Here is a 26,881-nt window from a genome sequence, read left to right on the forward strand (position 1 = left end):
TCTCCCATCAATCCTTCAATGCGGCGATGCCTCGGCGGGCTCGCTCAGGCGATGCCTCGGCGGGATCGCTCAGGCGAGCCAGCGCTTGCGGCGCTTGTAGCTCTTCACGTCGCGGAAGCTCTTGCGGTCGGTGCCGCCCATGCCGAGGTAGAACTCGCGCACGTCCTCGTTGTCGCGCAGCGCCCTGGCCTCGCCGTCCATCACGACCCGGCCGTTCTCGAGGATGTAGCCGTAGTCGGCATAGCGCAGCGCCATGTTGGTGTTCTGCTCGGCCAGCAGGAAGGTCGTGCGCTCCTTCCGGTTGAGGTCGCGCACGATCTCGAAGACCTCCTCGACGATCTGCGGCGCCAGGCCCATCGAGGGCTCGTCCAGCAGCACCATCTTCGGATCGGCCATCAAGGCCCGGCCGATCGCGCACATCTGCTGCTCGCCGCCCGACGTGTAGGCGGCCTGCGAGGTCCGCCGCGTCTTCAGCCGCGGGAAGTAGGCGTAGACCTTCTCCAGCGTCTGCGCGACCGCCGCCTTGCCGTCGGTGCGCGTGTAGGCACCGGTCAGCAGGTTCTCCTCGATCGTCAGGTGCGCGAAGCAATGCCGCCCCTCCATCACCTGCACCACGCCGCGGTGCACGAGGTCCGCCGGCGTGAGCCGCTCGATGCGCTCGCCGCGCAGTTCGATCGATCCCTTGGTGACCTCGCCGCGTTCTCCTGCCAGCAGGTTGGAGACCGCGCGCAAGGTCGTGGTCTTGCCGGCGCCGTTGCCGCCGAGCAAGGCCACCACCGCCCCTTCGGGCACGCGCAACGAGACGCCCTTGAGCACGAGGATCACGTGGTGATAGATGACTTCGATGCCGTTGACGTCGAGCAGTGCGGGCGTCGCCGCACCGACCGGCGCGGCGGTGGAAGGAACGGAAGTGGCTGGCATGGCGGTCTTGCTCAGGCAGGGTTCGGACGCGATCCGGTTGATCTTCAGCCGCAGCTGCGCGGCTTCAGGTTCTTGTCCTTGGCGTACTTGGCGGCGTACTCCTTGACCATCGGATCGATGTGGGTCTTGTCCGACGTGTACCAGTCGGAGGCGATGTTCCACTTCGCGCCGTCCCACTGGACGATGCGCGCCCAGTCGTTGCCCATGTGGTTGGCGCAGCTGGTCTGCACCGGGCGCATGACCTCGCCGAAGCCCAGCGCCTTGAGCCGGTCCGCGGTCAGGTTCAGGTTCTCGAAGCCCCAGCGCACCTGCTCGGGCGTCATGACCTTGCCCTTGCCGTACTTCTCCTGCGCGGTGCGGATCGCCTCGACCTGCAGCATCGAGATCATCATCCCGCGCGTGTGCGCCAGCGCGCCGATGCCGGTGGCCGGGCCGGTGCCCTGCCCCTTGTCGTAGACGAACTTCTTCAGCTCGTCATGGACCTTGTCCTTCGCGGCGCTGTTGTGCAGCGTGATCGCGTTGTAGCCCTTGGCGCCGGCGCCGATGTCCTTGACGTCGTGGTCCGAGCCGGCCCACCAGATCGCGTAGATCTTCTCGCGCGGGTAGCCGCTGGCCTGCGCCTCGCGGATGCCGGCCGGGGTCATCACGCCGGCGGACCAGAACAGAACGTAGTCGGGCCGCTGCTGGCGGATCTGCAGCCAGGTCGACTTCTGCTCGACCCCGGGCGGCGTGACCGGATACAGCACGACCTCGAAGCCTTCGGCCGCGGCACGCTTCTGCAGCAGCGGGATCGGCTCCTTGCCGTAAGGGCTGTCGTGATAGACCAGCGCGATCTTCTTGCCCTTGAGCGAGCCCTTCTCCTTCTTCGCGATGTCCTGCAACATCACGTCGGCGGCGGTCCAGTAGGTGCCCAGCAGCGGGAAGTTCCATTCGAAGACGGTGCCGTCGGCGGACTGCGACAGGCCGTATCCCGGTGTCTCGACGACCACCTTGTCGACGAAGGCCTTGTCGGTGACCGCGAAGGTGATGCCGGTCGACTGCGTGTCGAAGCCCGACGCGCCGCCGCCCTTGCCCTTCAGGCGCTCGTAGCACTCGACGCCCTTGGCGGCGTCGTACGCGGTCTCGCACTCCTCGAAGGCGAGCTTGACGCCGTTGACGCCACCGTCGCGCGCGTTCACCAGTTTCAGGTAGTCCTGCTTGCCGTCCGCCCAGGGCATGCCCAGCGGCGCGAACTGGCCGGTGCGGTACACCAGCAGCGGGATGAACTGTTCGTTGGCGGCTTGCGCCTGCGCGGCGACGGGCAGCAACGCGCCCGCCAGTGCCGCGAGGGATAGCGCGCCACGCGCCAGGGTCTTCAAGCTCATGGTGTCGTCTCCTGATGGTGCACTCTGCGGTGCGGTTTGAAATCTCGTCGGTCCTGCGAGTTCAATGCGGGAAGGGCCACAGCCTCAGCTTTTGACGGGCGGTGGACCACAGGCGAGCCAGGCCGTGCGGCTCGACGATGAGGAAGAACACGATCAGCGCGCCGAAGATCATGTGCTCCAGGTGCGAGGCCGTGGCTGTCGACAGCGGCAGGCCCAGCCAGTGAGGCACGTGGTTGAGCAGCAGCGGCAGCAGCACGATGAACGCGGCGCCGAAGAAGCTGCCGACGATCGAGCCCAGCCCGCCGATGATGATCATGAACAGCAGCTGGAAGGACTTGTCGATGCCGAAGGCCGCCGGCTCCCACGCGCCCAGGTGGACGAAGCCCCACAGCGCGCCGGCCACGCCGACGATGAAGCTGCTGACCGCGAAGGCCGTCAGCTTCGCGTGCACCGGCCGGATGCCGATGACGGCGGCGGCGACGTCCATGTCGCGCATCGCCATCCACTCGCGGCCGATGGCGCCGCGCACCAGGTTCTTGGTCAGGATGCCGCACACGACCACCAGCGACAGGCACAGCAGGTAGCGCTGCGCCGGCGTCTCCAGCGGCAGCCCGAACAGCTGCAGCGTGCCGACGCTCACCGACCCGGAGGACGAGTTGTTCGTCACCCACGGCATGCGGTTGACGAACCAGTCGATGAAGAACTGCGCCGCGAGCGTGGCGACCGCGAGGTAGAGACCGCGGATGCGCAGGCTGGGCAGCCCGAAGACCACGCCACAGACCGTCGCGGCCAGGCCGCCGCCGATCAGCGACAGCAGCAGCGGCATGCCCTCGATGCGCACCTGCAGGTTGAAGGCGGCGTAGGCGCCGACGGCCATGAAGGCACCGGTACCCAGCGAGATCTGCCCGCAGTAGCCCACGAGCACATTCAGGCCCAGCGCCGCCAGCGACAGCACGAGGAAGGGGATCAGCACCGCGCGGAAGGTGTAGTCGCTCGCCAGCCAGGGCACGGCGACGAAGGCCGCCAGCGCGAGCGCGAGCACCGCCCGCCGGTCCTGCGCGACCGGGAACAGCGCCAGGTCCGCGCGGTAGGAGGCCTTGAACTGGCCGTTTTCACGATAGAACACGGTCGTTGCTCCTTACACGCGATCGATGATCTTGTCGCCGAAGAGGCCCTGCGGCCGCACCAGCAGGAAGCCCAGCGCGAGCACGTAGGCGAACCAGTTCTCGATGCCGCCGCCGACGGTGGGACCGAGGTAGATCTCGGACAGCTTCTCGCCGACGCCGATGATCAGTCCGCCGACGATCGCGCCCGGCACCGAGGTCAGGCCGCCGAGGATCACGACCGGGAAGGCCTTCAGCGCGACCAGCGAGATCGAGTACTGCACGCCCAGCTTGCTGCCCCAGATGATCCCGGCGACCAGCGCGACCAGGCCGCCGACGGACCAGACGATGACCCAGATGCGCGACAGCGGGATCCCGATGGACTGCGCGGCCTGATGATCGTCGGCGACGGCACGCAGCGCGCGGCCGGTGCGGGTCTTCTGGAAGAACAGCGACAGCAGGGCCACCAGCGCCGCGGCGATGACCGCCGAGTACAGGTCTTCCTTGTTGAGCAGCAGGCCGCCGGGGAAGCTGTCCTCGAGCACGAAGAGCGGATCCTTTGGCAGGCCGACGTCGATCTTGTAGGTCGAGCTGCCGAAGAGCAGCTGGCCGGCGCCGTCCAGGAAGTAGCTGATGCCCAGCGTCGCCATCAGCAGCGTGATCGCCGGCTGGTTGACGAGGCCGCGCAGCGCGAGCCGCTCCACCAGCCACGCCACGACCACCATGCAGGCCGCGGCGGCGGCCAGCGCCAGCACGTTGGCCAGCAGCAGGCTCTCGAAGCCGAACCACTGCGGGAACCATTCGGCGAAGCGCGCCATCGCCAGCGCCGCGAACAACACCATCGCGCCCTGCGAGAAGTTGAAGACGCCCGAGGCCTTGAAGATCAGCACGAAGCCCAGCGCGACGAGCGCGTACAGCATGCCGGCCATCAGGCCGCCGAAGACGGTTTCGAGGAAGAAGCCCATGATCGTTTCCTTGTCCTGCGTCGTGCTCGCGCCGTCACTCGCCGGCGCCGAGGTAGGCGCGGATCACTTCGGGATTGGCGCGCACCTCGTCGGGCGTGCCGTCGCCGATCTTCTTCCCGTAGTCGAGCACCACGACGCGGTCGCTGATGTCCATCACCACGCCCATGTCGTGCTCGATCAGGACGATGGTCGTGCCGAACTCGTCGTTGACGTCCAGGATGAAGCGGCACATGTCCTGCTTCTCCTCGACGTTCATGCCGGCCATCGGCTCGTCGAGCAGCAGCACCTTGGGCTCCATCGCCAGCGCGCGGCCCAGGTCGACGCGCTTCTGCAACCCGTAGGACAGCCCGCCGACGGGCGTCTTGCGGTGCGCCTGGATCTCGAGGAAATCGATGATGCGCTCGACCTTCTCGCGGTGCTCGATCTCCTCGCGCACCGCCGGGCCGAGGCGCAGCGCCTGCCACAGGAGGTTGCGCTTCATGTGCAGGTTGCGGCCGGACATGATGTTGTCCAGCACGCTCATGCCCTTGAACAGCGCCAGGTTCTGGAAGGTGCGCGCGACGCCGCGCTCGGCCATGCGGCGCAGCCGCGTCCGCGGACTCCACTTCCGGACGTCCTCGCCGCGATAGCGGATGTCGCCCTGCTGCGGCTGGTAGACGCCGTTGATGCAGTTCAGCATCGAGCTCTTGCCCGCGCCGTTGGGGCCGATGATGGCGCGGATCTCGTGCTCGCGGACGTCGAAGCTGATGTCGTTGAGCGCCTTCACGCCGCCGAAGGACAGCGAGATGTGCTCGACCTCGAGGATCACCTCGCCGATGCGACGGCCCGGCGCCGCGTCGCCCGCGGACCGTGGCGACGCGGCGCCCTGCGCCGGCGTCGACGGGGGCACGGCGGGGCCGGCCTCCTGGAACTGCGCCCCGGCCGAGGCCGCGGCTGCGGCGGTCGCTGCATGGACGGTGAGACCGGCGCTCATCAGGCAGCCCTCCGGGTGTGCGGGAAGGTGGTCGCCGCCTCGATGCGCAGGTCGGCGCTGACGCTGCCGCTGCGGCCGTCCTCGAAGCGGACCGCCGTCTCGATGTACTGCGACGCCTTGCCCGCATAGAGCGCGTCGATCAGCGCCGCGTACTTGTCGGCGATCGCGCCGCGGCGGACCTTGCGCGTGCGGGTGAGCTCGCCGTCGTCGGCGTCGAGTTCCTTGTGCAGCACCAGGAAACGCGTGATCTGGCTGCCGGCCAGCCGCTCGTCCTGCGCGAGGTCGGCGTTGACCTTCTCGACGCAGTCCTTGATCAGTCCCAGCACCTCGGGCTTGCCCGCGAGGTCGGTGTAGCCGGCATAGGCGAGGTTGCGGCGCTCAGCCCAGTTGCCGACGGCCTCGAAGTCGATGTTGACGAACGCGCAGACGTGGTCGCGGCCGTCGCCGAAGGCCACCGCCTCCTTGATGAAGGCGAAGAACTTCAGCTTGTTCTCGACGTACTTGGGCGCGAACATCGCGCCGTCGAACGCACCGCCGCGCAGCCGGCCGACATCCTTGGCGCGGTCGATGATCTTCAGGTGACCGCCCGCGTCGAGGAAGCCCGCGTCGCCGGTGCGGTACCAGCCGTCGGCGCCCAGCACCTCGGCCGTCGCTTCCGGGTTCTTGTAGTAGCCCTGCAGCAGCCCCGGCGAACGCACCAGGATCTCGCCGTTGTCCGCCAGCCTGATCTCGACGCCGTCGATGGGCACGCCGACGGTGTCGGACTTCGCTTCGTGGTCCGGCTGCAGGCAGACGAAGACGGCGGTCTCGGTCGAGCCGTAGAGCTGCTTCAGGTTGATGCCGATCGAGCGGTAGAAGCTGAAGAGATCGGGCCCGATCGCCTCGCCCGCCGTGTAGGCCACGCGCACGCGCGAGAAGCCCAGCGCGTTGCGCAGCGGCCCGTAGATCGCGAAGTCGCCGAGGCGGTACTTGAAGCGCTCCCAGCCGCCGACGTCCTTGCCGTCCATCAGCGCCGGTCCGACGCGATTCGCCAGCGCCATCGCCTTCGCGAACAGCCAGCGCTTGGGCGCGCCGGCGTCCTCCATGCGGATCATCACGCTGGTGAGCAGGCCTTCGAAGACCCGCGGCGGCGCGAAGTAGTAGGTCGGTCCGATCTCCTTGAGATCGATGCTGACGGTGCTCGCCGACTCGGGGCAGTTGACGACGTAGCCGCAGGCCAGCCACTGTGCGTAGCTGAAGACGTTCTGGCCGATCCACGCGCACGGCAGGTAGGCGAGGACCTCTTCCCCGGCGGTCAGCTTGTCGAAGCGCGCGCCGGCCTGCGCGCGGTCGATCAGCGAGGTGTGCGTGTGCACCACGCCCTTCGGATGGCCGGTGGTGCCGGAAGTGAAGAACATCGCCGCCACGTCGCCGGCGCGGCCGGCCTCGACCTCGCGCTCGAACCAGCCGGGATGGCGCATCGCGTGCGCGCGGCCGTCGTCGCACAGCGCGTCGATCGAGGCCAGGCCATCCGCCGCGTAATGACGCAGGCCGCGCGGATCGTCGAACCAGATGCGCCGCAGCGCGGGACATTGATCGCGGATCTCGAGCAGCTTGTCGACCTGCTCCTGGTCCTCGACGACGACGAAGGCGACCTCGGCGTTCTGCAGCGGATAGGCGAATTCGGCGGCGACCGCATCCTGGTAGAGCGGTACGGGGATCGCGCCGAGCGATTGCGCGGCGAGCATCGCCGCGTAGAGCCGGGGGCGGTTCTCGCCGATCACGACGAGGTGCTGGCCGCGCGTCATGCCGGCGACGGCGAAGCCGTGCGCGAGATCGCGCACCAGCGCCGCCAGCGCCGCCCAGTCGAGCGTCTGCCAGATGCCGAGCTCCTTCTCCCGCAGCGCCGGCGCGTGGGGGCGCTGGGCGGCGTGAGCGAGCAGCAGGCGGGGGAAGGTCTGTTCCACCGTTGTCTCCTTGTCGCCCCCGCTGTCGCCGTCTCTGAGGGAAGCGCTCTGGCTGCGGGGTTGCGCCGACTGTAGGCCGGGCCATTGACGCCGTGTTGTCATTGCAACGACATTCCTAGGGACAGTTCGGGGAAGCGTTTTCCCCAGGGGGTCGCGTCAGGTTCCTGTCATGCGCGGGCGCGATGAACGGGGGATGGCTCCGAACATCGACACCGTTGTCCACGCCGCGCCGGGTTCACCCCCGCCCGCGGGCCTGCAACCGTCCCTGTCCGGAGCTCTGCCCACGCAGCCGATCCGGCTGCGCGCGCGGGCCGCGAGCGCGCAGGAGATGGGCGCCATCCCGTGGTTGAAGGCGATCGAGCCTGAACTGCGCGAACGCGTCGCCTCGAGCATCCAGGTGGCGGAGGTCGAGGTCGGCGAGCGGATCTGCCGCATCGGGCGCGAGGCCAACTTCTGGTTCGGCGTGATCGACGGCCTGCTGAAGATGAGCAACGACGAGGCGGCGGCGCGGCAGGTGACGTTCACCGGCGTCCCGCCGGGTGGCTGGTTCGGCGAAGGCACGCTGCTCAAGCGCGAGGCCTACCGCTACAACATCCAGGCGCTGCGTCGCAGCGTGGTCGCGGGGCTGCCGCTGGAGAGCTTCCACGAACTGCTGGCGACCAGCCTCGCGTTCAACCGCTACGTGCTCAACCAGCTCAACGAGCGGCTCGGGCAATTCATCGCCGCGCGCGAGATCGATCGACAGAGCGACCCCGACCTGCGCGTGGCGCGCAACCTGGCGGCGCTGTTCCATCCGCTGCTCTACCCCGGCGTGAACGGGCTGCTGCGCATCACGCAGCAGGAGCTGGGCCACCTGGTGGGACTCTCGCGCCAGCGCGTCAACGAGGCGCTGCGCCATCTGCAGGAGCAGCGCCTCATCGCCGTCGAGTACGGCGGACTCCGGGTGCTCGATCTGGCGGGGTTGCGGGTGTATCCGCAGCAGTAGGGCTGCGGGCGTCCGGACCGGCGAAGAAGCCCGCGCGAGGCTGGGCGTCGAGGCACGCGTCGACGACGGTCGAGGCCCTCGGCCTCAGGCCCCGAACGGCGTCGCTTCCGGCGGTTCCTGCGGCAGGGCCGCGTACTGCCCGGCGTTGATCTCGTAGAGCAGGCTCGCCGCCTCGCCCGGGCAGTCGGCGACCGAGCCGGTCAGGCGCAGGCCGACGCGTTCCAGCGTCTTGCGCGCCGCCGTGTTGCCCGGCGCCAGCAGTGCGTGCACCGAGGTTGCGTGCAGGCTGTCGAAGGCCAGCGCCAGCGCGGCCGTCGCCATCTCCGCCGCGTAGCCGCGGCCCCAGTGGTCGGACAGGAAGTGGAACTCCAGCAGCAGCGCCGGCGCGCCGCAGATGCGGCCCCGGCTCAAGCCCCCGAAACCGATCGCGCCCAGCGCGGGCTGCTCCCGCAGCGCCACCGCCCACGGCCCCAGGCCGTCACGGGTCCAGAGCGTGCGCCAGAGCTCCAGCCGCTCGGACGCGGCCGGACCGCCCGCGTCGAAGCGACGATTCGCGGGATCGGTCAGCAGCTCGCGGAACGTGCGGGCATCCGCCGCGGCGGGCGGACGCAGGCTCAGCCGGCGGGTCGCGGTGAGCCGCTCGACGGCGGGGATGGAGATGAAGGGTGCAAGCATAGGGTTAACCCGCAAATTATGCGCCCAAGCGGAATTTCAAGTGCAGCGTCGACCGGACGGTCGGGTGACAGGCCCGGACTTGCGTCACGAAACGTGACGAAGCGGATGGAACCGGAGAAGCTTTGAGCCGGTCGCCCGTCCGGTGCCCGCCATTCGCCCGGATGAGGGGGATGCCCCTCGCCGGATCGATGCCGACAGCCCGCGGACAGGTCGGGAGGTCCCCGCTGGCATAGCATTCCCGGCATCCGCGGGTCTCGCGGGGGAGTCCTCTCCCCTCCGGGTCCCGTTCCCCACGACGACGCGGCGCCCGGCGCCGCAGGAACGAGAGCCTCGTGATGAAGCTGCTGGTCATCGAAGACAACCCGGACATCGTCGCGAACCTGTTCGCCTACCTGGAGCCGATGGGCTACGCGCTGGACGTGGCCCGCAACGGCCTGGGCGGCCTGGCGCAGGCCGCCGCCGGCTCCTACGACGCGATCGTGCTGGACCTGACCCTGCCCGGCCTGGACGGCCTGGACGTCGCCCGGCGCCTGCGCAAGGACTTCCGCCGCCCCACCCCCATCCTCATGCTGACCGCCCGCGACACGATCGCCGACAAGGTCACCGGCTTCGAGAGCGGCGCCGACGACTACCTCGTCAAGCCCTTCTCGCTGGTCGAGCTGGAGATCCGCCTCAAGGCGCTGATGCGGCGCTCCCACGGGCTGAACCTCAGCTCGGCGGTCAGCTACGCCGACGTCAACTTCGACCCCGACACGCTGGAAGCCACCCGCGCCGGCAAGCCGCTGCAGCTGACGCCGACCGGCTACAAGCTGCTGTCCGCGCTGCTGCGCGAGGCGCCCAAGCTGGTCCGCCGCGAGGACCTCGAGCGCGAGGTCTGGGGCAACGATCCGCCCGACAGCGACGCGCTGCGCACCCACATCCACGCACTGCGCGCGGCGCTGGACAAGCCCTTCCCCATCCCGCTGCTGAAGACCCATCCGGGCATCGGCTACCGGCTGGTGTCGCCCGATGCGGGATGAGCCGCGGCGGGACCGCGGCCATCCACGCGACGACAAAAGCGGCGCCGGCCGCTCGACGGCCGCGCCGACGACGCTGCGCACGCGCGTGGCCGCCGCCTTCCTGCTGCTGACGCTGCTGGTCTGCGGCGCCTTCGCGGTGGCCGCGGTGCGCATCGCCTCCAGCATCGAGGACCGCCTCGTCGACCAGCGCCTGGACCGCACCGCCGACGAGCTGATCGCCCGCGAGAAGCAGGGCCTGGAGGCCGACCTGCCGCCCAGCGTCACGCTCTACCGCGGCGACGCCATCCCGCAGGCGCTGCGCGGCAAGCCGCCGGGCAAATACACGCTGCCGCAGGACGACGCCACCTTCACCGCGCTGGTCCGCGACGACCTCGGCGAGGTCTTCGTGCTGACCGACCGCGACGAGGACTTCGCCAAGATCGAGGCCGGTGTCTACGGCCTGCTCGGCCTGGCCTTCGTCTGCTGCCTGGGGCTGGCGCTGTTCCTGGCGCAGCTCACCGCCAGCCGCATCGTCGCCCCGGTGACCGCGCTGGCCCGCGCCGTCCAGACCGACGCCGCACCGCGTGAATATCCGCTGCTGGACTCCACCGACGAACTGGGCCTGCTGTCGCGCGCGTTCGCGGCCAAGACCGAGGCCCAGCAACGCTACCTGGACCGGGAGCGCTGGTTCACCGGCGACGTCAGCCATGAGCTGCGCACGCCGCTGGCGGTCATGCTGGGCGCCGCCGAGATCCTGAAAGCGCGCCTGCACGGCCGCGACGACATGGTCGAGCTGGCCGAGCGCATCCGGCGCACCGCGGCCGACACCAGCGAGCGCGTGGTCGCGATGCTGCTGCTGTCGCGCGACCCGGCCAGCATCGGCGCGCCGCCGACCGCGCTGCTGCCGCTGCTGCGCCAGGAGATGGAGCGCTGCCGGCCGCTGCTCAAGGGCAAGGAGGTCGAGATGACGCTGCACGCCACGTCCGCCGACGCCGGCCTGGAAGTGCCGGCACGGCCCGAGCTCGCGGCCATCGCGCTGGGCAACCTGATCCGCAACGCCTGCCAGTTCACCGACCAGGGCTGCGTCGACATCCGGCTCGAGGCCGGCCGCGTGATCATCGAGGACACCGGCATCGGCATCCCGCCGGCCGTGCGCGACCGGATCTTCGACCGCTTCATGCAGGTCGACCCGGCCGGCGCCGGCAGCGCGGGCCTCGGCCTGGCCATCGTCAAACGCGTCGCCGAGCACCTGGGCTGGACCGTCAGCCTGGAGGCGCCGGCCCGCGGCGGCACGCGATTCGTCCTTGCTTTCCCCACCTCGCCCACGCCCGGGCCCGTGCCTGCGGAGGCGCCGCCCCGCCATCCGGACATTCTCCCGACTTGAGTTGAAACAGCCCTGGACGGGGCGGGTCGTCGTCCTATACTGTATGCAAATACAGTGATTCCACGCCGGTTCCCCAACCGGCGTTTTTGTCTCTCGACGACGCCCGCCATGCCGCCCCTGTCCACCCCTCTTGCCCCGCTTCCGCCGGCCGTGGCCGACGCGCTCTGGCGCGGCGACGAACTGGGTCGCGGCACGGACACCGTCTGGCCGAGCGGGTTCGACACGCTCGATGCCGAACTGCCCGGCGGCGGCTGGCCCGGGCGCCAGCTGACCGAGATCCTGCTGCCGCAGTTCTCGCTCGCCGAATGGCGGCTGGCCGGCCCGGCATTGCGACGCGTGGTCGCCGATGGCGCGGCGGTGGCGATGGTCGGACCGCCCAAGCGCCCCCACCTGCCCGGCCTGATGCACCTGGGGCTGGATGAGCGGCACCTCGTCTGGATCGACGCGCGCGCGCGTCGGAGCGGCTCTGGTGCGCCGAACAGCTGATCAAGTCCAACGCGGCCGGCGCGGTGCTGGCCTGGATGCCGCAGGCCGCCCCCGAGCAGCTGCGGCGACTGCAGGTGCTGGCGCAGTCGTTCGAAGGACCGGTGTTCCTGTTCCGTCCGCTGGCGGCCCGTCATGACCCGTCGCCGGCGCCGCTGCGCGTGGTGGCGACGATCGCTGTCGACTGGGCCCTGGACGTGCAGATCCTCAAGCGCAAGGGGCCCGCGCATGAAACCCCGCTGAGGCTGGCCTCGATCCCCGGCGGCCTCGAGCAGGTGCTGACGCCGCGCGTGATGCGGCCCAGCACGATGCGCCCGGTGGCGCCGGTCGTGGTGCCGGCCGAGCCGGTCGAACCGGCCGTCGGGTCGGCCCTCGAGTCGGCCGCCCCTGTTCGCGAGCCCCTGCCGCTCGCCCTGTTCCCGGAGTTCTCCCATGTTATGGGTCGCGCTGATATTGCCGCCTCGTCCGCCGGCGCCGTTTGAGGACCCGGCGACCGCGCCCCGCCGCATCCCTGGGGAGTCTGCGCGGAGGCCCAGTCGGGCCTGGCCGTGTGGTGCCTGCAGTTCACGCCGCGCGTGGCGCTGATGGAGGACGCGGTCGTGATGGAGGTCGAGGCCAGCCTGCGGCTGTTCCGCGGTCTGCCGGCGTTGAAGGCGCGCCTGAGCGACGAGGCGCCCGACCTGGGCGCCGTCGGCATCGGCTGGGCGCCGTCGGCCACGGCCGCGCTGGTACTGGCGCGTTGCGGCGTGCTCGACCTCGGCGGGCGCCTGTTGCAGGCGGTGCTGGACCCGCTGCCGCTGCAGGCGCTGAGCGCCGGCGCGGACCATGCCGAAGCGCTGAGCCGGGCCGGCATCAACACGTTGGGCCAGTTGCGGGCGCTGCCCCGCGGGGGCATCGGCCGGCGCTTCGGTGCGCCGCTGCTGACGATGCTGGACCAGGCCTACGGACTGCGGCCCGAGGCGCACGCCTGGGTCGCCCTGCCCGAGGACTTCCACGCCCGCATCGAGCTGCCCAGCCGCGAGGACCATGCGCCCGCGCTGCTGCTGGGCACGCGACCGCTGCTGATGCGGCTGTGCGGCTGGCTGGCCGCGCGCCATGCCGGCGCCACCGGCGTCACGCTGCACTGGGTGCACGACTCGATGCGCGCCAAGGACGCCGGCGACGGCGGGTGCCTCACGGTGCGCACCGCCGAGCCGATCCGCGAGCTCGAACACTTCTGCCGCCTGATGGCCGAGCATCTGGCCAAGACCCAGCTGCTGGCGCCGGTCGGCGAGCTGCGGCTGGAGGCGGTCGGCGTGCAGTCGCTGGTCGAGGACAGCGGCTCGCTGCTGCCCGACGTGGTGCGCACCGGCGAGACGCTCTACCTGACGCTGGAGCGCATCGCCGCGCGGCTCGGGCCGGAGCGCGTGCTGCAACCGATCCTCGCCGACGACCATCGTCCGGAATGGATGACGCGTTGGCGCCCCTGCGGCGATGGCCGCACGCCGTCCCGCCGCAAGGGCCGGCAGGCGGCGATGCGTGCGCCGGACGTGCCGGAGCCGGCCTTCCTGCTCGATCCGCCGCTGCGGCTGGCGGTGCGCGACCATCGGCCGCATTACCAGGGGGCGCTGACGCTGCTGGTCGGGCCCGATCGCGTCGAAGGCGGCTGGTGGGACCGCGTGCCCGCCTGTGAGCAGGTGCCGCAGCATCACCGCCAGGTCGCACGCGACTACTGGATCGCGGTCAACGAGAACGCCGGGGTGATGGCGATCTACCGGGAGCATCGCGCCAGGAGCCGGAGCGAGGACGACGGCAAGGGCGGCGAAGGCGAAGGGAGGGGCGATCGCAAGGGCCACGCGGACGACAGGGGCGACAGGAACAACAGGGACGACAGGGACGACGCCTGGTTCCTGCACGGCATCTATGCCTGAACGCCTGCCCCCTACGCCGAGCTGCGCTGCCTCAGCAACTTCAGCTTCCTGAAGGGCGCGAGCTGGCCCGAGGAACTCGTGCTGCGCGCCAAGGAGCTCGGTTATGCCGCGCTCGCGATCACCGACGAATGCAGCATGGCCGGCATGGTGCGCGCGCACGTGGCCGCGAAGCAGCACGGCATGACGCTGCTGGTGGGCAGCCAGTTCCTCCTCGAGCCGGCCTCGGACGACGAGGGGCCCTTCACGCTGGTCGTCCTGGCCTGCAGCATCAACGGTTACGGCAACCTGTGCCAGTTCATCTCGCGGCTGCGGCGCTCGTCGGAGAAGGGCACCTACCGCTGCACGCTCGCCGACATCGGCCCGCAGACGCTGGACGACTGCGTCGTGATCGCCTGTCCGGACCGGCATGCCGCGCCGGCGCAATTGCTGACGATGGCGCGCTGGCTGCTGACGCGCTTCACCGGCCGCTGCTGGCTGGGCATCGACCAGCCCCAGCATGCGGACGACGAAATCCGCCTGCTGCGCCTGCGCGAAGCCGGCGCACTGACCGAGATCCCGCTGGTGGCCGTCGGCGACGCGACCATGCATGTGCGCAGCCGCAAGCCGCTGCAGGACGTGCTGACCGCGACGCGATTGGGCAAGCCGCTGACCGACTGCGGCCAGGCGCTGGACCGCAACGCCGAGCGCCACCTCCGCCACCGCAGCCGCCTCGCGCTCAGCTTCCCGGCGGACCTGCTCGAGGAGACGCTGCGCGTGGCCGAGTGCTGCGAGTTCAGCCTCGACGAACTGCGCTACCACTACCCGTCCGAGGTCGTGCCCGACGGCGAGACACCGGCCAGCCACCTGCGGCGGATCACCTACGAGGGCGCGGGCCGGCGCTGGCCGGGGGCGTGCCGGCCGCGGCCAGCGAGCAGATCGAACGCGAGCTCGCGCTGATCGAGGAGCTGGGCTACGAGCACTACTTCCTGACGGTGGCCGACATCGTCCATTTCGCGCGCTCGCAGGGCATCCTGTGCCAGGGCCGGGGCAGCGCGGCGAACTCCATCGTCTGCTTCTGCACGCACGTGACCGAGGTCGACCCGGAGCGGATGCAGGTGCTGTTCGAGCGCTTCATCAGCAAGGAACGCAACGAGCCGCCGGACATCGACATCGACTTCGAGCACGAACGCCGCGAGGAAGTCATCCAGTACCTCTACCGCAAGTACACGCGCGAACGCGCGGCGCTGGCGGCGGTGGTGATCTCGTACCGCGTGAAGAGCGCGCTGCGCGACGTCGGCAAGGCGCTGGGTTTCGAGCCCGAGGTGCTGGACACGCTGTGCAGCAACCACCAGTGGTGGGACGGCCAGACGATCGATGCGGAGCGGCTGCGCGAGTCCGGGCTCGAGGCCGACGACCTCGCGGTGCAGCAACTGGTCAAGATCACCTCGGAGCTGCTCGGCTTCCCGAGACACCTGTCGCAGCACCCGGGCGGCTTCGTGCTGACGCACGGCCCGCTGACCCGCATGGTGCCGGTGGAGAACGCCTCGATGCCGGACCGCACCGTCATCGAGTGGGACAAGGACGACCTCGACGCGGTGGGACTGCTGAAGGTCGACGTGCTCGGGCTGGGCATGCTGACGGCGATCCGCAAGACGCTGGACTTCGTCGGCAAGCGCCAGCGCTATCCGTTCGAGCTGAAGGACATCCCGAGCGAGGATGTTCCGACCTACGAGATGATCCAGCGCGCCGAGACGATCGGCGTGTTCCAGATCGAGAGCCGCGCGCAGCGCAGCATGCTGCCGCGGCTGAAACCGAAGGAGTTCTACGACCTGGTCATCGAGGTGGCGATCGTGCGACCAGGACCGATCCAGGGCGGCATGGTTCATCCCTATCTGCAGCGCCGTCAGGGCTTCGAGGACGTCGTTTATCCCCAGGGACTGGAGACGGTCCTGAAGCGCACGCTGGGCGTTCCGGTCTTCCAGGAGCAGGTGATGCAGATCGCGATGATCGCCGCCGGGTTCACGGGCGGGGAAGCGGACGATCTCCGGCGTTCGATGGCCGCGTGGAAGCGCAAGGGCAACCTCGAGAAGTACCGCCAGAAGCTGATCGACGGGATGCGGGAGCGGGGCTATCCGGTGTCCTTCGCCGAGCAGATCTTCGAGCAGGTCAAGGGCTTCTCGGAGTACGGCTTCCCGGAGTCGCACGCGGCCTCGTTCGCACTGCTGGTCTACACGAGCAGCTGGCTGAAGCGCCATCATCCGGCCGAGTTCCTCGCGGGCCTGCTGAACGCGCAGCCGCTCGGCTTCTATTCGCCGAGCCAGCTGGTGCAGGAGGCCAGACGCCAGGGCAAGGACAAGGAGGCCGTCGAGGTGCTCCCGCCCGACGTGATGCACAGCGACTGGGACTGCACGCTGGAGCGCGCGGACGGCCGCGTCATCCGGCCGGCGCGGCGCGGCGCGGACGCCGACACGCTCGATGCCCTGCCCCTGGACAAGGACGGGATCGTCATGGAGGACGACGGCGACCCCTACTTGGACACCGAGGAAGCCCTGGCGGCCGACGCGGCGCCGGTCAAGGTGCGATTGGGTCTGCGGCTCGTCAAGGGCCTGCAGCGGTCCTCGGCGGCGCTGATCTGCCGCGAGCGTCGGAACGGTCCGTTCAACGATGCGGAGGACCTGGCGCGTCGTACCGGACTGAACCAGCAGCAGATGACGATGCTGGCCTCCGGCGATGCGCTGACCAGCATCAGCGGCCACCGTCGCCAGCAGATGTGGGACGCGGCCGCGCAGCATGCGCCGCCGCCGCTGCTGGCCTCGGCGCCGGTGCAGGAGGACTTCCTCGCGCTGCCGCAGGCGCCGGAGGGCGAGGAGATCGTCTTCGACTACGCGTCGCTGGGCCTGACGCTGCGCCGCCATCCGCTGTCACTGCTGCGGCCGCTGCTGCGCGAGCAGCGCTGGATGTCGGCCGCAGAGCTGAGTGATCTGCCCGACGGCCGACCGGCGCGGGGCTGCGGGATCGTGACGGTCAAGCAGCAGCCGGCGACGGCCAAGGGCACGATCTTCATCTCGCTCGAGGACGAGACCGGCGACATCCAGGTCATCGTCCACCGCGCGCTGTGGCAGCGGCAACGCCACGTCATGCTGCATTCACGGCTGATGGCGGTGAAGGGGAAGTGGCAGCGCAGCGGCGACGTGCGCAACCTCATCGCCGGACACCTGGAAGACCTGACCCCGATGCTGGGGCGCCTGAGGACGGAGAGCCGGGATTTTCATTGATCTCCCGCATGGCCGGCCTCTGTGCCTCGATCGCGATTCGCTTCAATGCCCGGATCGCTTTCCTGTCGAAGGTCATGTGAACCCTTCCGCCAAGCACAGCGCCCTCAAAAGCAATGACGCCATCTGCGAAATCGCCGCCTTCTTCGAGCACGTTCACCCCTGCTTCCACCGCTCCCCAATCCACGCGGATGGCCCTGGCACGGAGCAGGGTCCTCATCGCCTCGGCGATATCAGCGGTGGCGTATCCATAGGAACTCCGCAAGACCCACGCGAATTCGCAAAGGCAGGACACGCCGATCGCGATCGCATCGGCCGTTGCAAACAACTGCTGAACGGCCCGCGTTTGCGTCGCATCGTCCTCGATCACGAGGCGGACCAGCACATTGGTGTCCAACGACACCTTCACAGCTCACCTTCCCGGCCTTTCTCGATCGCTTCATTCATGTCGCCGATCGACACGTCGCCCTCGACCGTGCGCGGCTTGTGCGCAAGAAAACCGATGAAATCGCGGATGTCACCCGTACGGGCAGCCCGCATCACACAGCGGCCTCGGGGCAGCAGGTACACCTCGATCTGGCCGCCGGGTTTGACATCGAGGTACTCAAGCAAATCCCGGTCGATGGTGACTTTCCTGCGGCTTGAAACAGTCATCGGCGAAATATCGTTCGAATCCTTCATCAAAGCGTTCTCCTGGCTGGAAAAAGAATCTCGGAGTCAGAAAGCCTAGTCCTCGAAGCTCCCTGAAAACCGTCTCTCCCCCTGACTTCCGTCAATGGTGGGAGAGATCGCCGGACCTCCCCGGATGTAGGCCCTGTCCGACGATCACATGCGACCTTGAGGGGATGCCCCTGCCGCGCGGCTTGCGGAAAGATCGGTTCAACTGTCCTTCTGCCGACCTCGCCGCGGACCTCGCAGGTCATGTCGGAAAGGCGGCCTCCAGACCATGAAGAAGATCGCCGCCCTTCGCGATGCGATGCCCGTGCCGGCACCGGTCATCTGTTCTCCCTCCTGGGCCCTGCTCGGCATCGAGCCCTTGCGGGCCGCGATGGAATACGCGAGCTGCCGGATGATGGACCGCAGCGGCCATCCGCCCGGCGACGGACATCCCGTCATCGTGTTCCCGGGCCTCGCGGCCGACGCGCAGTCGATCGCGCCGCTGGTGGGCTTCTGCCACGGGCTCGGTTACGCGGCGCGCGACTGGGGCCGCGGCATCAACACCGGCCCGACCGGCGACATCGACCTGTGGCTCGACACGCTCGCCGCCGACATCGAGGCGCTCGTCTCCGGACAGGCTGGCCAGTCGCAGCCGATCTCACTGGTCGGCTGGAGCCTCGGCGGCATCTACGCGCGGGAGATTGCCAAGCGCATCTCGCTGCCGGTGCGCCAGGTCATCACCATCGGCACGCCGATCACCGGCGAGGCGGCGCAGACCAACGTCAGCCTGATCTATCGCTGGGTCAACGGCGCGCTGCCGGTGCTCGACGACGACTTCAAGTCGCGCCTGATCGCGGCCCCGCAGGTCCCGACGACCTCGATCTACAGCCGCAGCGACGGCGTCGTCGCGTGGCAGGCCTGCGTGCAGCCCGAGGACCATCCGATGATCGACAACGTCGAGGTCGACGGCAGCCACTGCGGCCTGGTCTGGAATCCCGCCGTGCTCAGGGTCGTGGCGGACCGGCTGTCCCACGCGCCCGGCACGTGGCGCCGCTACGGCGACACCATCGACGCCGCTGCTCCGGCGGTGAACTGACCGCCACGTCCGCGCCGGAGGTTCGAGCAGAACGTTCGAGAAAAACGTTCAAGCAAAGGGAAGCGGGGGCAGTGGTGCTGCCCCCGCTTCCTCGTTGCGCTCTCCTTTTGCATCGTGCGCGGACCAGCGCCCGCGCGCCTGACGCTACCGGATCAGCGCGATCAGGATGATGATGGGAATGGGCACGCCCAGCATGTAGAGCAGGATCGATCGCATGTGAGGTCTCCTTGTCTTACTCGATGAGGTCGCGCTGACGGCCGCCGAGGGTGGCCAGCAGGCTCGCGGTGAAAGCGCCGATCAGCAGCGCGACAACCATCCACAACGCGGTCGTCAACGCCGTCTTGCGGGCAGCGTCAGCCGCTTCGCGCGCACGGGTCTCCAGCGCCTGCGCCTCGGCACGGGCACGCTGCAGCGTCTCGGTGACGCGCCGCTCGGCCTCCGCCTGCGTCAGGCCGGTCCGCTGGGCGACGAGTTGCGACGCCGCCCGCGTGTCCTCCGGCGACAGGGTGCCGCCGTCACGGATCGCGCGCACCAGCAGGCGGTTCAAGGACGCCGACGACTGCTCATCCGCATGGACCATCGACGCATCCGGCCAGGCCCGCAGCGTCGCCGGGTTGGCCCCTGCAGGCGCGGCGGAGGTCGTCGCGGTGGTCGAAGGCGCAGTCGCCGCGGGACGCAACAGCGTGTCCACGTAGTAGCCGAAGTCGCCGCTGCCGAGCGAGGTCCGGGCCGCCGTGCCGGAAGCACCGCCCTTCGCGCCGGCATCGTCGGCAGCCGCGCCGGCCGTCGCAGTGACCGCCGCGGCCCCGGTCGCTGCCGTTCCGGCCGCCACCGCCGCCCCCTTCACGCCGATGCCGGCGATCGCGCCGACCGAAGCGGTCAGCACGGCAGCCGTGAACAGCGTGGCCACGGCCCACGACAGCAGGCCATGTGCCGTGTCGCGGAAGTGGACCTCGTCGGCATCGGTATCGCGCCATCGCACCCGCAGCCGGCCGGCGAGATAACCGCCCAGTCCGGATGCCGCCAACTGCGTGAACGCGAGCCACACGATGCCCGCCACGCCCAGGGTCGCGGCGCTCGCGCCGTCGTTGGCCCAGGGCGACGCGGCGGCGAGCCCCAGCCCCACGCCGAGCAGCAACAGGATCAACGACAGCGCCGCCGCCGCGGCGGCGCCGGCCAGCACCGCGCCCCAAGACACCGCGGAGGTCGACGCGCGCGGCACGATCGCCCCGCCGACGCCGGTCTCGCCCGGATACCAGGCCTCATTCTTCGCCACCATGGCAGTCCCCTCGAGTTGTGATGGAGAGCTACAGGCAAGGGGCGGGCCCGACGTTTCGTTACTTGTCTCCGGCGCGTGAGACGTGGCCCGCCATCGCGATCGTCTTGACGTTTCCTTTGCACGAGCTCGACCCGGGCGCGGCGCGCCTCGCAACCTGCGTGCTGAACCTGCGTCCTGAACCTGGATGCGTAACCTGCATGCGTAACGCCCGTTACGCCAATGCCGTCACATCGCCGATCCGCGCGGCGCAGAATGCGTCTCCGATGACTGTTTCCCCCGCTTCCACCGCTCCTGCCGCGCCCACCGCCGACCTGCCGTCGCATCGCCTCCAGCTGCTGCCGCAGGGCCTGCGCATCGAAGGTCTGCCCGAACTGCGCAGCCGCCTGCTGCCGCGCCTGATCGCCGCGCTGCTGCAGGCGCACGAGCAAGGGCTCGCCCGCGTCGACAGCCCTGCTCGCGCGCCGAGCTGCGCGAGCGCATCGCCGGCATGGCCGAGCTGCACCGCACGCAGGTCTGGCGTGCGCTCGCGCTGTTGGACGACGGCCCGCTGGCCGCGCTGATCGAGGCCAGCGCCCGCAGCAGCGGGCCGTTCTGGCTCAACGCCGCGCTGCTGCCTGCCTGCCGCTTCGAGATCGACGGCGAGCCCGCCACCGGCGAGGCACTCGCGCGCTGGCTGGGCCAGCAGCGGCCGGTGCGCGCGCCGGCCGCCGCGCCATTGCTGCCGCTGGCCTACGCCGAGGCGCTCGCCCGCGCCGACTACCTGCTGGACCGCGGCGAGCTGTATCCCGCCCGCCTCGCGCTGCAGCAGGCCGCACCGCACGTGCCGCCGGGCGACGACGCCGCGGCCGCCGCGCTCGGCCTGCGACGCGCCCGCATCGCGCGCCGGCTCGGCGACTGGGCGGCGTTGCAGGACGAACTGCGCGAACTCGGCCAGGCGCTCAACAACAGCCGCCTTCCGCGTCTGGAGCGCCGCCAGCTGCGCGCCCGCGTCGCGATCCTCGCGGCCTGGCACTGGTTCGGCAGCCTGGGACAGGCGGCACCCGCCCTGGACAAGCTCGACGAGGTCGATCCCGACGTGCTCGCCGCCGACTCCACGCTGCGCTGCGACCACGGCAACCTTCGCGGCATCGTGCTGCGCGACCTCGCCATCGCCCGCGGCGACGCGGCGCTCGCGGCGCAGTCGCTGGCCAGCCTCGGCGACGCGTTGCGCAGTGCCTCGCTGGCCGGACTGCCCGACGCGCTCCAGGTCTGCGCCGCCAATCTCTCCAACGCGCTCGGCCGGCTCGTCGAGGCCGACCTGCTGCCCGCCGAGGGTCCAGGCATCGAGGACGCGCTGCGATGGCTGCTGCTCAGCGACGCGCTCTGCGCGCGCTGGCAACTCGGACGCAGCTCGCTGCTGAACACCATCTTCCTGTTGCGGCTTGCGGCGCTCGGACGCCTCGACTTCGCGGCGCTGCAGCGCCTGGCCACCGCGCAAGGACTGCCCCTGCCGGCGACGTCCTTCGGCGACCTCGCGGCGCAGCGCTGGGCCTCCTGCCGGGCGCGTCAATCGCAGATCCCCGCGGATCAGCGCTGTGCCTTCCTGCTCCTCTGGGCCCGGCATGCGCTCGATGAAGGTGACGCGTTCAGCGCCACCGACCTGGTGCGACAGGCCAGGCTGCAGGCGCGCAAGCTGCGCGATGAAGAGGCGCGGCGGCGCTACCTCGATGAGGCCCAGGCGCTGATGCCGCAGTCGCGGCGGGCGTGAGGTCGTCGAACACGGCGGGATGCCAGGCGCGGGCACTCCACGACGTGGGGGGCATCGCGTCCGCGAACCCCCACATCATTCCGGCCCCGGCAGCACTCGCTGTGACCGGGCCTGGGCGGAACGGGCGCAACGGGCGTAACGGCACTTCGACGACTTCCGGCGAGGGGGACTTCGCACACTGGCGACATCCCTATCGACCGGAGACCGCCATGTCCTTTCCCCGACTGATGGCGAGCGCGCTGCTCGCCTGTCTCGCCCTCACCGCCTGTCGCGCCTCGATCGCGCAGACCACGCCCGCGAATGAACGCGAACGCTGGGAGACCCGCCCCGAACTGCAGCGCCACTTCGATGAACTGAGGACGAAGGGCACGATCGCCGTGCTCGACACCCGCGCGCATCGCTGGATCGCGTCGGACAGCGTCCGCGCCTTCGAGGGCTTCCTGCCGGCGTCGACCTTCAAGATCCCGATGTCGCTGATCGCGCTGGAGACCGGCGCTGCCGTCGACGAGACGCAATCGTTCAAGTGGGACGGCACGAAGCGCCGCATCGAGGACTGGAACCGCGACCAGACGCTGGGCTCGGCCTACCAGGTCTCCGCGGTGTGGGTGTTCCAGTCGCTGGCGCGGCAGATCGGCCAGCCGACGGTGCAGCAGTTCGTGCGCGACTTCCGCTACGGCAACGCCGTCGCCGGCCCGGTCGGCGACCGCTTCTGGCTGGACGGCGGCCTGCGCATCTCGGCCGTCGGCCAGATCGAGTTCCTGCGCCGCGTGCACGACCGCGCGCTGCCGCTGTCCGACCGCACCTACGACATCGCCCGCCAGGTGATGCTGCGCGACCAGGGCCCCGGCTGGCGTCTCTACGCCAAGACCGGCTGGGCGGACAACGCCAACCCCGGTCTCGGCTGGTTCGTGGGCTGGGCGGAGCAGGACCGCGACGCGCGCCCCGTCTACTTCGCCCTCAACATGGACATGAAGGATCCGTCCTTCTCACAGAAGCGCGTGGAGATCGTCCACCAGGTGCTGCGCAGTCTGGGTGCCTTGGAGACGCAGAACCCCGACCGCAGGCAATGAATCGCCGCACTGCTCGGTCCGAGCCTGAGGGAACGCGTGCCCCCCGGCCGACTTGGGGAGCCTGCGAGTCGTAGGAGGCCGGGGGCAAGCGTTCCCTCAGGCAAGCGATGTGGCGGATACTTCCTGACCCCTCATAGATCCTGGATTGGACGCCCGATGAAGTTCCGTTCCCTCGCCCGTCTGGCTGTTGTTCCCGCCCTGCTGCTGACGGCCGGTCTGGCGCAGGCCCAGGTGGTCGTCGCCGACGCCTGGGTGCGCGCGACGGTGCCGCAGCAGAAGGCCACCGGTGCCTTCATGCAGATCAAGTCGCCGACGGCGGTGAAGCTGATCTCGGTCAGCACGCCGGTGGCCGGCGTGGCCGAAGTGCACGAGATGGCGATGGACGGCGACGTGATGCGCATGCGCCCCGTGGCTGCGCTGGCGGTGCCCGCCGGCAAACCGGTGGAGTTGAAGCCGGGCGGTTATCACGTGATGCTGATGGACCTGAAGGGGCCACTGAAGACCGGCGACGCCGTGCCGCTGACGCTGGTGTTCGAAGGCGCGGACAAGTCCCGTTCGACCGTCACGATCCAGGCGCCGGCAAGGACTGGCCCCGTGGCCTCGCCCGATGCCAAGGACCCGCACGCGGGTCACGGCGACCACAAGCATTGAACGGCGCCCGTTGAACGACGGCGCCTCCTGGCCCGTCAGCGCCTGAGCCCCTCCGCCAGGTGGTCCACCAGTGCCTTCAGCCGTTGTGGCAGGAAGCGCTGGCTGGGCATCAGCGCATGGAGCGGCATCGGCCGCCCGATCCAGTCCGGCAGCACCTCGACCAGCGCCCCGCTGGCGAGGCTGTCGCGGATGTCCAGACAACTCTTGTAGGTCATCCCCCGCCCTTCGAGGGCCCACTGGTGGGCGATGCCGCCGTCGTCGGCGGTACGGCGTCCCTGCACCGTCACATCCACCGGTGCCGCCTGCATGGCGTCGCGTCGCCAGAAGCGCCATTCGCGTTCCAGACGGTCGCCGATCTTGAAGCGGATGCAGTCGTGCTGCGCGAGTTCCGCGGGATGGGATGGCCGGCCGTGCCGCGCCAGATAGTCCGGTGACGCCACCAGCAGCCGGCGCCCGTCGTGCAGCTTGCGCGCCACCAGCCGCGAATCCGCCAGCTCGCCATACCGCAGGGCCAGGTCGACCTCATCGCGCACGACGTCCTGCAACGCGTCGCCGACATTGAGCTGCAGCTCGATCCCGGGATGCCGGTCAAGGAAATCATCCAGCAGCGGCAGCACGATGCGCCGTGTCAGATCGCTCGACGCGCTGACGCGGATGCGCCCGCGCAGCGCGGTCGCGCCGCGTCCCTTGGCGGTCGCGTCGTCACCGCCCTCGGTGACCAGCGCCAGGCCCTCGTCCAGCAGCTCCAGCGCGCGCTGGGCGTAGTCCCTCAGCCGCTCGCCCGCCGCCGTGAGGCGCAATGCCCGGGTGCTGCGCTCGGCGAGCCGCACGCCCAGGCGCGCCTCCAGCTTCTTCAGCATCGCGCTGGCCGCCGCGGGGGTGATGCCCATTTCCCGCGATGCCGCCGTCAGGCTGCCGCCGCGCGCGCACTCGATCAGCAGGCGCAGCTCGGCGGTGTTCTCGATGTCCATGACGGTCTCTCCCCCGGGGATTTTCAATCCGATGTTGAAACTGATAGCGATTCAGCGGTCTTCATTGATTCTGCCGGAAGGTCCACCATTCGTTTCCGCAGCATCCCGCTTCTCCCTTTTCCCTTCCCCCTTCCTTTCCTCCCTCCCTTTCGTCGAACCCAAGGAGTCCCGCCATGAAAGCCGTCGGCTACTTCAAGTCCCTGCCCATCACCGAGGCCGAGTCGCTGATCGACCTCGAACTGCCCACGCCCGCCCCCGGTCCGAAGGACCTGCTGGTCGAGGTCACCGCGATCGCCGTCAATCCGGTCGACACCAAGGTCCGCGTGCGCCGCGCCAGCGCCGACGGCACGACGCCCGTGATCCTCGGCTGGGATGCCGTCGGCACGGTCCGCGCGGTCGGGCCGGAGGTGGCCGGCTTCGCCGTCGGCGACCGCGTCTGGTATGCCGGCGACATCACCCGGCCGGGCAGCAACGCGCAGTTCCAATGCGTCGACCATCGCATCGCGGCCAAGGCGCCGACCTCGCTCAGCGACGCCGAAGCCGCCGCGCTGCCGTTGACGGCGATCACCGCCTGGGAGCTGCTGTTCGACCGCCTGCAGGTGCAGCAGCAGCCGGAGCGGCCGGTCAGCCTGCTGGTCACCGGCGCGGCCGGCGGCGTGGGCTCGATCCTGGTCCAGCTGGCGCGCCGTCACGCGCACCTGACGGTCATCGGCACCAGCTCCGAGCCGGACGGCGAAGGCGGCAAGTGGCTGCATGCGCTGGGAGCCCACCACGTGATCAACCACCGTGAACCGATCGCCCCGCAGATCGCCGCGCTGCAGAAGGCCGGCGTCCCGCCGCTGCGCTACGTGACCAGCCTGACCCACACGCCGCAGCATTTCCAGGGCTTCGTCGAGGCGCTGGAGCCGCAGGGCAAGCTGGCGATGATCGACGACTTCGGCCCGCACGATCTGGATGTGATGGCGCTAAAGGGCAAGTCGCTGTCGCTGCACTGGGAGTTGATGTTCACGCGCAGCATGCATGCGACGCACGACATCGCCGCCCAGGGCCGGCTGCTGGCCGAGGTCGCCGCGCTGGTCGATGCGGGGACGATCCGCACGACGCTGGCCGACGTCGTCGGCCCGATCTCCGCCGACACCCTCAAGCGCGCCCACGCCTTGCAGGAGAGTCAGCGCCAACGTGGGAAGCTCGTGCTGCAGGGCTGGCCCGTCTGAGCTTCGTGCGCTGTACGGCTCGCGTTGCGCGTTTGCCGCACTTTCCGTCACAACTGTGACGTCTTACCGCCCCGGCCCGCCGGGGCGTTTTCATTCGTGGGGTCTCCCGGGAAAACCTCCAGTGCGCGCGCCCTCCGCGCAGGCGATACCTCGGACTCGGACGCCACAACGCAGTTCCGGCGACAAAGTCAACGGCCGACCCCGGCCACGAAGAACAAGAGGGATCGTCATGAACATCCGCCAGGTCCTGGCCATCGTGCTGCCAGCCGCCCTGCTGTGCGCCGCTGCGCCGACCACCGCCGCCACCATCGGCGTCATCCTGCCGGGCAGCTATCCGAGCGTCGAGCAGGCCGAGCAACTCCAGCTCGGCATGACGCTCGCGCTCAAGACCTGGCCCGGCGACGCCGCCCCCAAGCTGATCGTCAAGGACAGCGGCTGCGACGCCCGCAAGGCGCTCGCCATCTCCCAGGAATTCATCGCGGCCAAGGTCGACGTCGTGCTGGGCAACTGGTGCGAGATCAATGCCGGCGCGGATGCGCTGCGCGTCGCGGGCATCCCGTTCATCTCCAGCAATGCGGAGCGGATGAAGGACCAGGACCTGCAGCTGCAGCTGGGCCGCATCGAGCTCAATGCCGGCGAGAAGATCGCCGCCGACCTGCGCCGGCAGACGGGGCTGCGGATCAGCGCGCGGACCTCGTGCTGGATGGACTTCGACGCCGCGCTGTCGGAGCGTGTCGACGCCGTGTTGTGCCCGGTGCTGACGATCGACCGCGGCCGCTGGGACCAGGTGGCCAACACCTACGGGGCCGCGTTCCGCAAGCCGTTCACGGCCTCGGCCGCGCGCGGCTACGCGGCGATGGAAGTGGCGCTGAACTACCTGCGCCGCGCCAAGGGCATGAAACCCGCCGCGGCGCTCAAGGAGACGTTCTCGATGGCGACGCTGCTCGGCCCGGTGCCCGCGGTGGACGCGCCCGCGCCGACGACGGCACTGCAACTGGTCTTCCGCCACGACCTGCCCAAGCTCAATCCGCAGCAGTCGCAGACGCTGGACAAGCTGGTCAAGACCAAGGGCTGCGGCTGCCCGGGCGGCACGCTGCGCAACGGCTGCCCGCGCGATTTGGGCCCGTGGGGCGAACTGCCCTTCGTCGTGCGCGGCGGCGGCACGCCGCCGGCCTGCGCGAAAGCGATCGGGGTGCTGGAGCTCTGATCCGCGGGGGCACGATCGAGGGCGCGCGGCG

The 26,881-nt window shown here is 69.9% G+C and carries 24 protein-coding genes and 1 pseudogene; 14 read left to right on the top strand and 11 right to left on the bottom strand.

What is annotated here, in order from left to right:
- Positions 1–69 precede the first annotated feature (69 nt).
- From ACQ86G_RS00820 to ACQ86G_RS00845, 6 genes are all read right to left on the bottom strand, one after another.
- Positions 70–921 carry an ABC transporter ATP-binding protein gene (locus ACQ86G_RS00820; RefSeq protein WP_431258879.1) on the bottom strand — a complete coding sequence of 284 codons (852 nt, stop codon included), beginning with the start codon at positions 919–921 and terminating at the stop codon, positions 70–72.
- Positions 922–965: 44 nt separating this feature from the next.
- Complete coding sequence (locus ACQ86G_RS00825; RefSeq protein ID WP_431258880.1) at positions 966–2,285, bottom strand: ABC transporter substrate-binding protein; 1,320 nt, start codon at positions 2,283–2,285, stop codon at positions 966–968.
- A gap of 61 nt (positions 2,286–2,346) precedes the next feature.
- Positions 2,347–3,411 (bottom strand): branched-chain amino acid ABC transporter permease, encoded by a 1,065-nt coding sequence (locus ACQ86G_RS00830; protein WP_431258881.1) that lies wholly within the window; start codon positions 3,409–3,411, stop codon positions 2,347–2,349.
- A 12-nt stretch (positions 3,412–3,423) separates the two neighbouring features.
- Entirely contained in the window at positions 3,424–4,353 is a 930-nt protein-coding gene (locus ACQ86G_RS00835) for a branched-chain amino acid ABC transporter permease (protein ID WP_431258882.1), read from the bottom strand.
- 34 nt (positions 4,354–4,387) lie between these two features.
- Positions 4,388–5,326 (bottom strand): ABC transporter ATP-binding protein, encoded by a 939-nt coding sequence (locus ACQ86G_RS00840; protein WP_431258883.1) that lies wholly within the window; start codon positions 5,324–5,326, stop codon positions 4,388–4,390.
- On the bottom strand, positions 5,326–7,272 hold the full coding sequence (locus tag ACQ86G_RS00845; protein WP_431258884.1) for an AMP-dependent synthetase/ligase: 1,947 nt from the start codon (positions 7,270–7,272) through the stop codon (positions 5,326–5,328). Before ACQ86G_RS00845 ends, ACQ86G_RS00840 begins: the two co-directional genes overlap by 1 nt.
- A gap of 328 nt (positions 7,273–7,600) precedes the next feature.
- Between ACQ86G_RS00845 and ACQ86G_RS00850 the strand changes: the two genes are divergently transcribed.
- Positions 7,601–8,257: a Crp/Fnr family transcriptional regulator gene (locus ACQ86G_RS00850; RefSeq protein WP_431261544.1), complete on the top strand. Its 657-nt coding sequence runs from the start codon at positions 7,601–7,603 to the stop codon at positions 8,255–8,257.
- An 84-nt stretch (positions 8,258–8,341) separates the two neighbouring features.
- On the opposite strand, the gene ACQ86G_RS00855 is transcribed toward ACQ86G_RS00850, so the two are convergent.
- Positions 8,342–8,932, bottom strand: a complete 591-nt coding sequence (locus tag ACQ86G_RS00855) for a GNAT family N-acetyltransferase (protein WP_431258885.1) — start codon at positions 8,930–8,932, stop codon at positions 8,342–8,344.
- Between the two features lie 335 nt (positions 8,933–9,267).
- Here ACQ86G_RS00855 and ACQ86G_RS00860 point away from each other — a divergent pair, with 335 nt between their 5' ends.
- From ACQ86G_RS00860 to ACQ86G_RS00885, 6 genes and pseudogenes are all read left to right on the top strand, one after another.
- On the top strand, positions 9,268–9,951 hold the full coding sequence (locus tag ACQ86G_RS00860; protein WP_431258886.1) for a response regulator transcription factor: 684 nt from the start codon (positions 9,268–9,270) through the stop codon (positions 9,949–9,951).
- On the top strand, positions 9,941–11,314 hold the full coding sequence (locus tag ACQ86G_RS00865) for a sensor histidine kinase (protein ID WP_431258887.1): 1,374 nt from the start codon (positions 9,941–9,943) through the stop codon (positions 11,312–11,314). Before ACQ86G_RS00860 ends, ACQ86G_RS00865 begins: the two co-directional genes overlap by 11 nt.
- 108 nt (positions 11,315–11,422) lie before the next feature.
- On the top strand, positions 11,423–11,800 hold the full coding sequence (locus ACQ86G_RS00870; RefSeq protein ID WP_431258888.1) for a hypothetical protein: 378 nt from the start codon (positions 11,423–11,425) through the stop codon (positions 11,798–11,800).
- A gap of 23 nt (positions 11,801–11,823) precedes the next feature.
- Complete coding sequence (locus ACQ86G_RS00875) at positions 11,824–12,279, top strand: hypothetical protein (protein ID WP_431258889.1); 456 nt, start codon at positions 11,824–11,826, stop codon at positions 12,277–12,279.
- 66 nt (positions 12,280–12,345) lie between these two features.
- Positions 12,346–13,707 carry a Y-family DNA polymerase gene (locus ACQ86G_RS00880; RefSeq protein ID WP_431258890.1) on the top strand — a complete coding sequence of 454 codons (1,362 nt, stop codon included), beginning with the start codon at positions 12,346–12,348 and terminating at the stop codon, positions 13,705–13,707.
- Between the two features lie 21 nt (positions 13,708–13,728).
- Positions 13,729–16,961, top strand: a pseudogene (locus ACQ86G_RS00885) (error-prone DNA polymerase).
- Here the strand turns inward: ACQ86G_RS00885 and ACQ86G_RS00890 are convergent.
- Entirely contained in the window at positions 16,888–17,355 is a 468-nt protein-coding gene (locus ACQ86G_RS00890; RefSeq protein WP_431258891.1) for a type II toxin-antitoxin system VapC family toxin, read from the bottom strand. The pseudogene ACQ86G_RS00885 and the gene ACQ86G_RS00890 overlap by 74 nt on opposite strands.
- An 8-nt stretch (positions 17,356–17,363) precedes the next feature.
- Entirely contained in the window at positions 17,364–17,639 is a 276-nt protein-coding gene (locus ACQ86G_RS00895) for an AbrB/MazE/SpoVT family DNA-binding domain-containing protein (RefSeq protein ID WP_431258892.1), read from the bottom strand.
- Positions 17,640–17,904: 265 nt separating this feature from the next.
- On the opposite strand from ACQ86G_RS00895, the gene ACQ86G_RS00900 reads away from it, so the two are divergent.
- Entirely contained in the window at positions 17,905–18,711 is an 807-nt protein-coding gene (locus ACQ86G_RS00900; RefSeq protein ID WP_431258893.1) for an esterase/lipase family protein, read from the top strand.
- Positions 18,712–18,943: 232 nt separating this feature from the next.
- On the opposite strand, the gene ACQ86G_RS00905 is transcribed toward ACQ86G_RS00900, so the two are convergent.
- On the bottom strand, positions 18,944–19,990 hold the full coding sequence (locus tag ACQ86G_RS00905) for a hypothetical protein (protein ID WP_431258894.1): 1,047 nt from the start codon (positions 19,988–19,990) through the stop codon (positions 18,944–18,946).
- Between the two features lie 263 nt (positions 19,991–20,253).
- Between ACQ86G_RS00905 and ACQ86G_RS00910 the strand changes: the two genes are divergently transcribed.
- From ACQ86G_RS00910 to ACQ86G_RS00925, 4 genes are all read left to right on the top strand, one after another.
- Entirely contained in the window at positions 20,254–20,550 is a 297-nt protein-coding gene (locus tag ACQ86G_RS00910; RefSeq protein ID WP_431258895.1) for a hypothetical protein, read from the top strand.
- On the top strand, positions 20,478–21,737 hold the full coding sequence (locus ACQ86G_RS00915) for a hypothetical protein (protein WP_431258896.1): 1,260 nt from the start codon (positions 20,478–20,480) through the stop codon (positions 21,735–21,737). Before ACQ86G_RS00910 ends, ACQ86G_RS00915 begins: the two co-directional genes overlap by 73 nt.
- 209 nt (positions 21,738–21,946) lie before the next feature.
- Positions 21,947–22,807 carry a class D beta-lactamase gene (gene blaOXA / locus ACQ86G_RS00920; protein ID WP_431258897.1) on the top strand — a complete coding sequence of 287 codons (861 nt, stop codon included), beginning with the start codon at positions 21,947–21,949 and terminating at the stop codon, positions 22,805–22,807.
- 156 nt (positions 22,808–22,963) lie between these two features.
- Positions 22,964–23,458, top strand: coding sequence for a copper chaperone PCu(A)C (locus ACQ86G_RS00925; protein WP_431258898.1), 495 nt, complete (start codon positions 22,964–22,966; stop codon positions 23,456–23,458).
- A 35-nt stretch (positions 23,459–23,493) separates the two neighbouring features.
- Here the strand turns inward: ACQ86G_RS00925 and ACQ86G_RS00930 are convergent, their stop codons facing one another.
- Positions 23,494–24,429: a LysR substrate-binding domain-containing protein gene (locus tag ACQ86G_RS00930; RefSeq protein ID WP_431258899.1), complete on the bottom strand. Its 936-nt coding sequence runs from the start codon at positions 24,427–24,429 to the stop codon at positions 23,494–23,496.
- A gap of 173 nt (positions 24,430–24,602) precedes the next feature.
- Here ACQ86G_RS00930 and ACQ86G_RS00935 point away from each other — a divergent pair, with 173 nt between their 5' ends.
- Positions 24,603–25,643: a zinc-binding alcohol dehydrogenase family protein gene (locus ACQ86G_RS00935; RefSeq protein WP_431258900.1), complete on the top strand. Its 1,041-nt coding sequence runs from the start codon at positions 24,603–24,605 to the stop codon at positions 25,641–25,643.
- A gap of 229 nt (positions 25,644–25,872) precedes the next feature.
- On the top strand, positions 25,873–26,850 hold the full coding sequence (locus tag ACQ86G_RS00940; RefSeq protein WP_431258901.1) for a hypothetical protein: 978 nt from the start codon (positions 25,873–25,875) through the stop codon (positions 26,848–26,850).
- The last annotated feature ends 31 nt before the right edge of the window (positions 26,851–26,881 follow it).

Source organism: Roseateles chitinivorans (genome assembly GCF_050632145.1).
Taxonomy (GTDB): domain Bacteria; phylum Pseudomonadota; class Gammaproteobacteria; order Burkholderiales; family Burkholderiaceae_C; genus Roseateles; species Roseateles chitinivorans_B.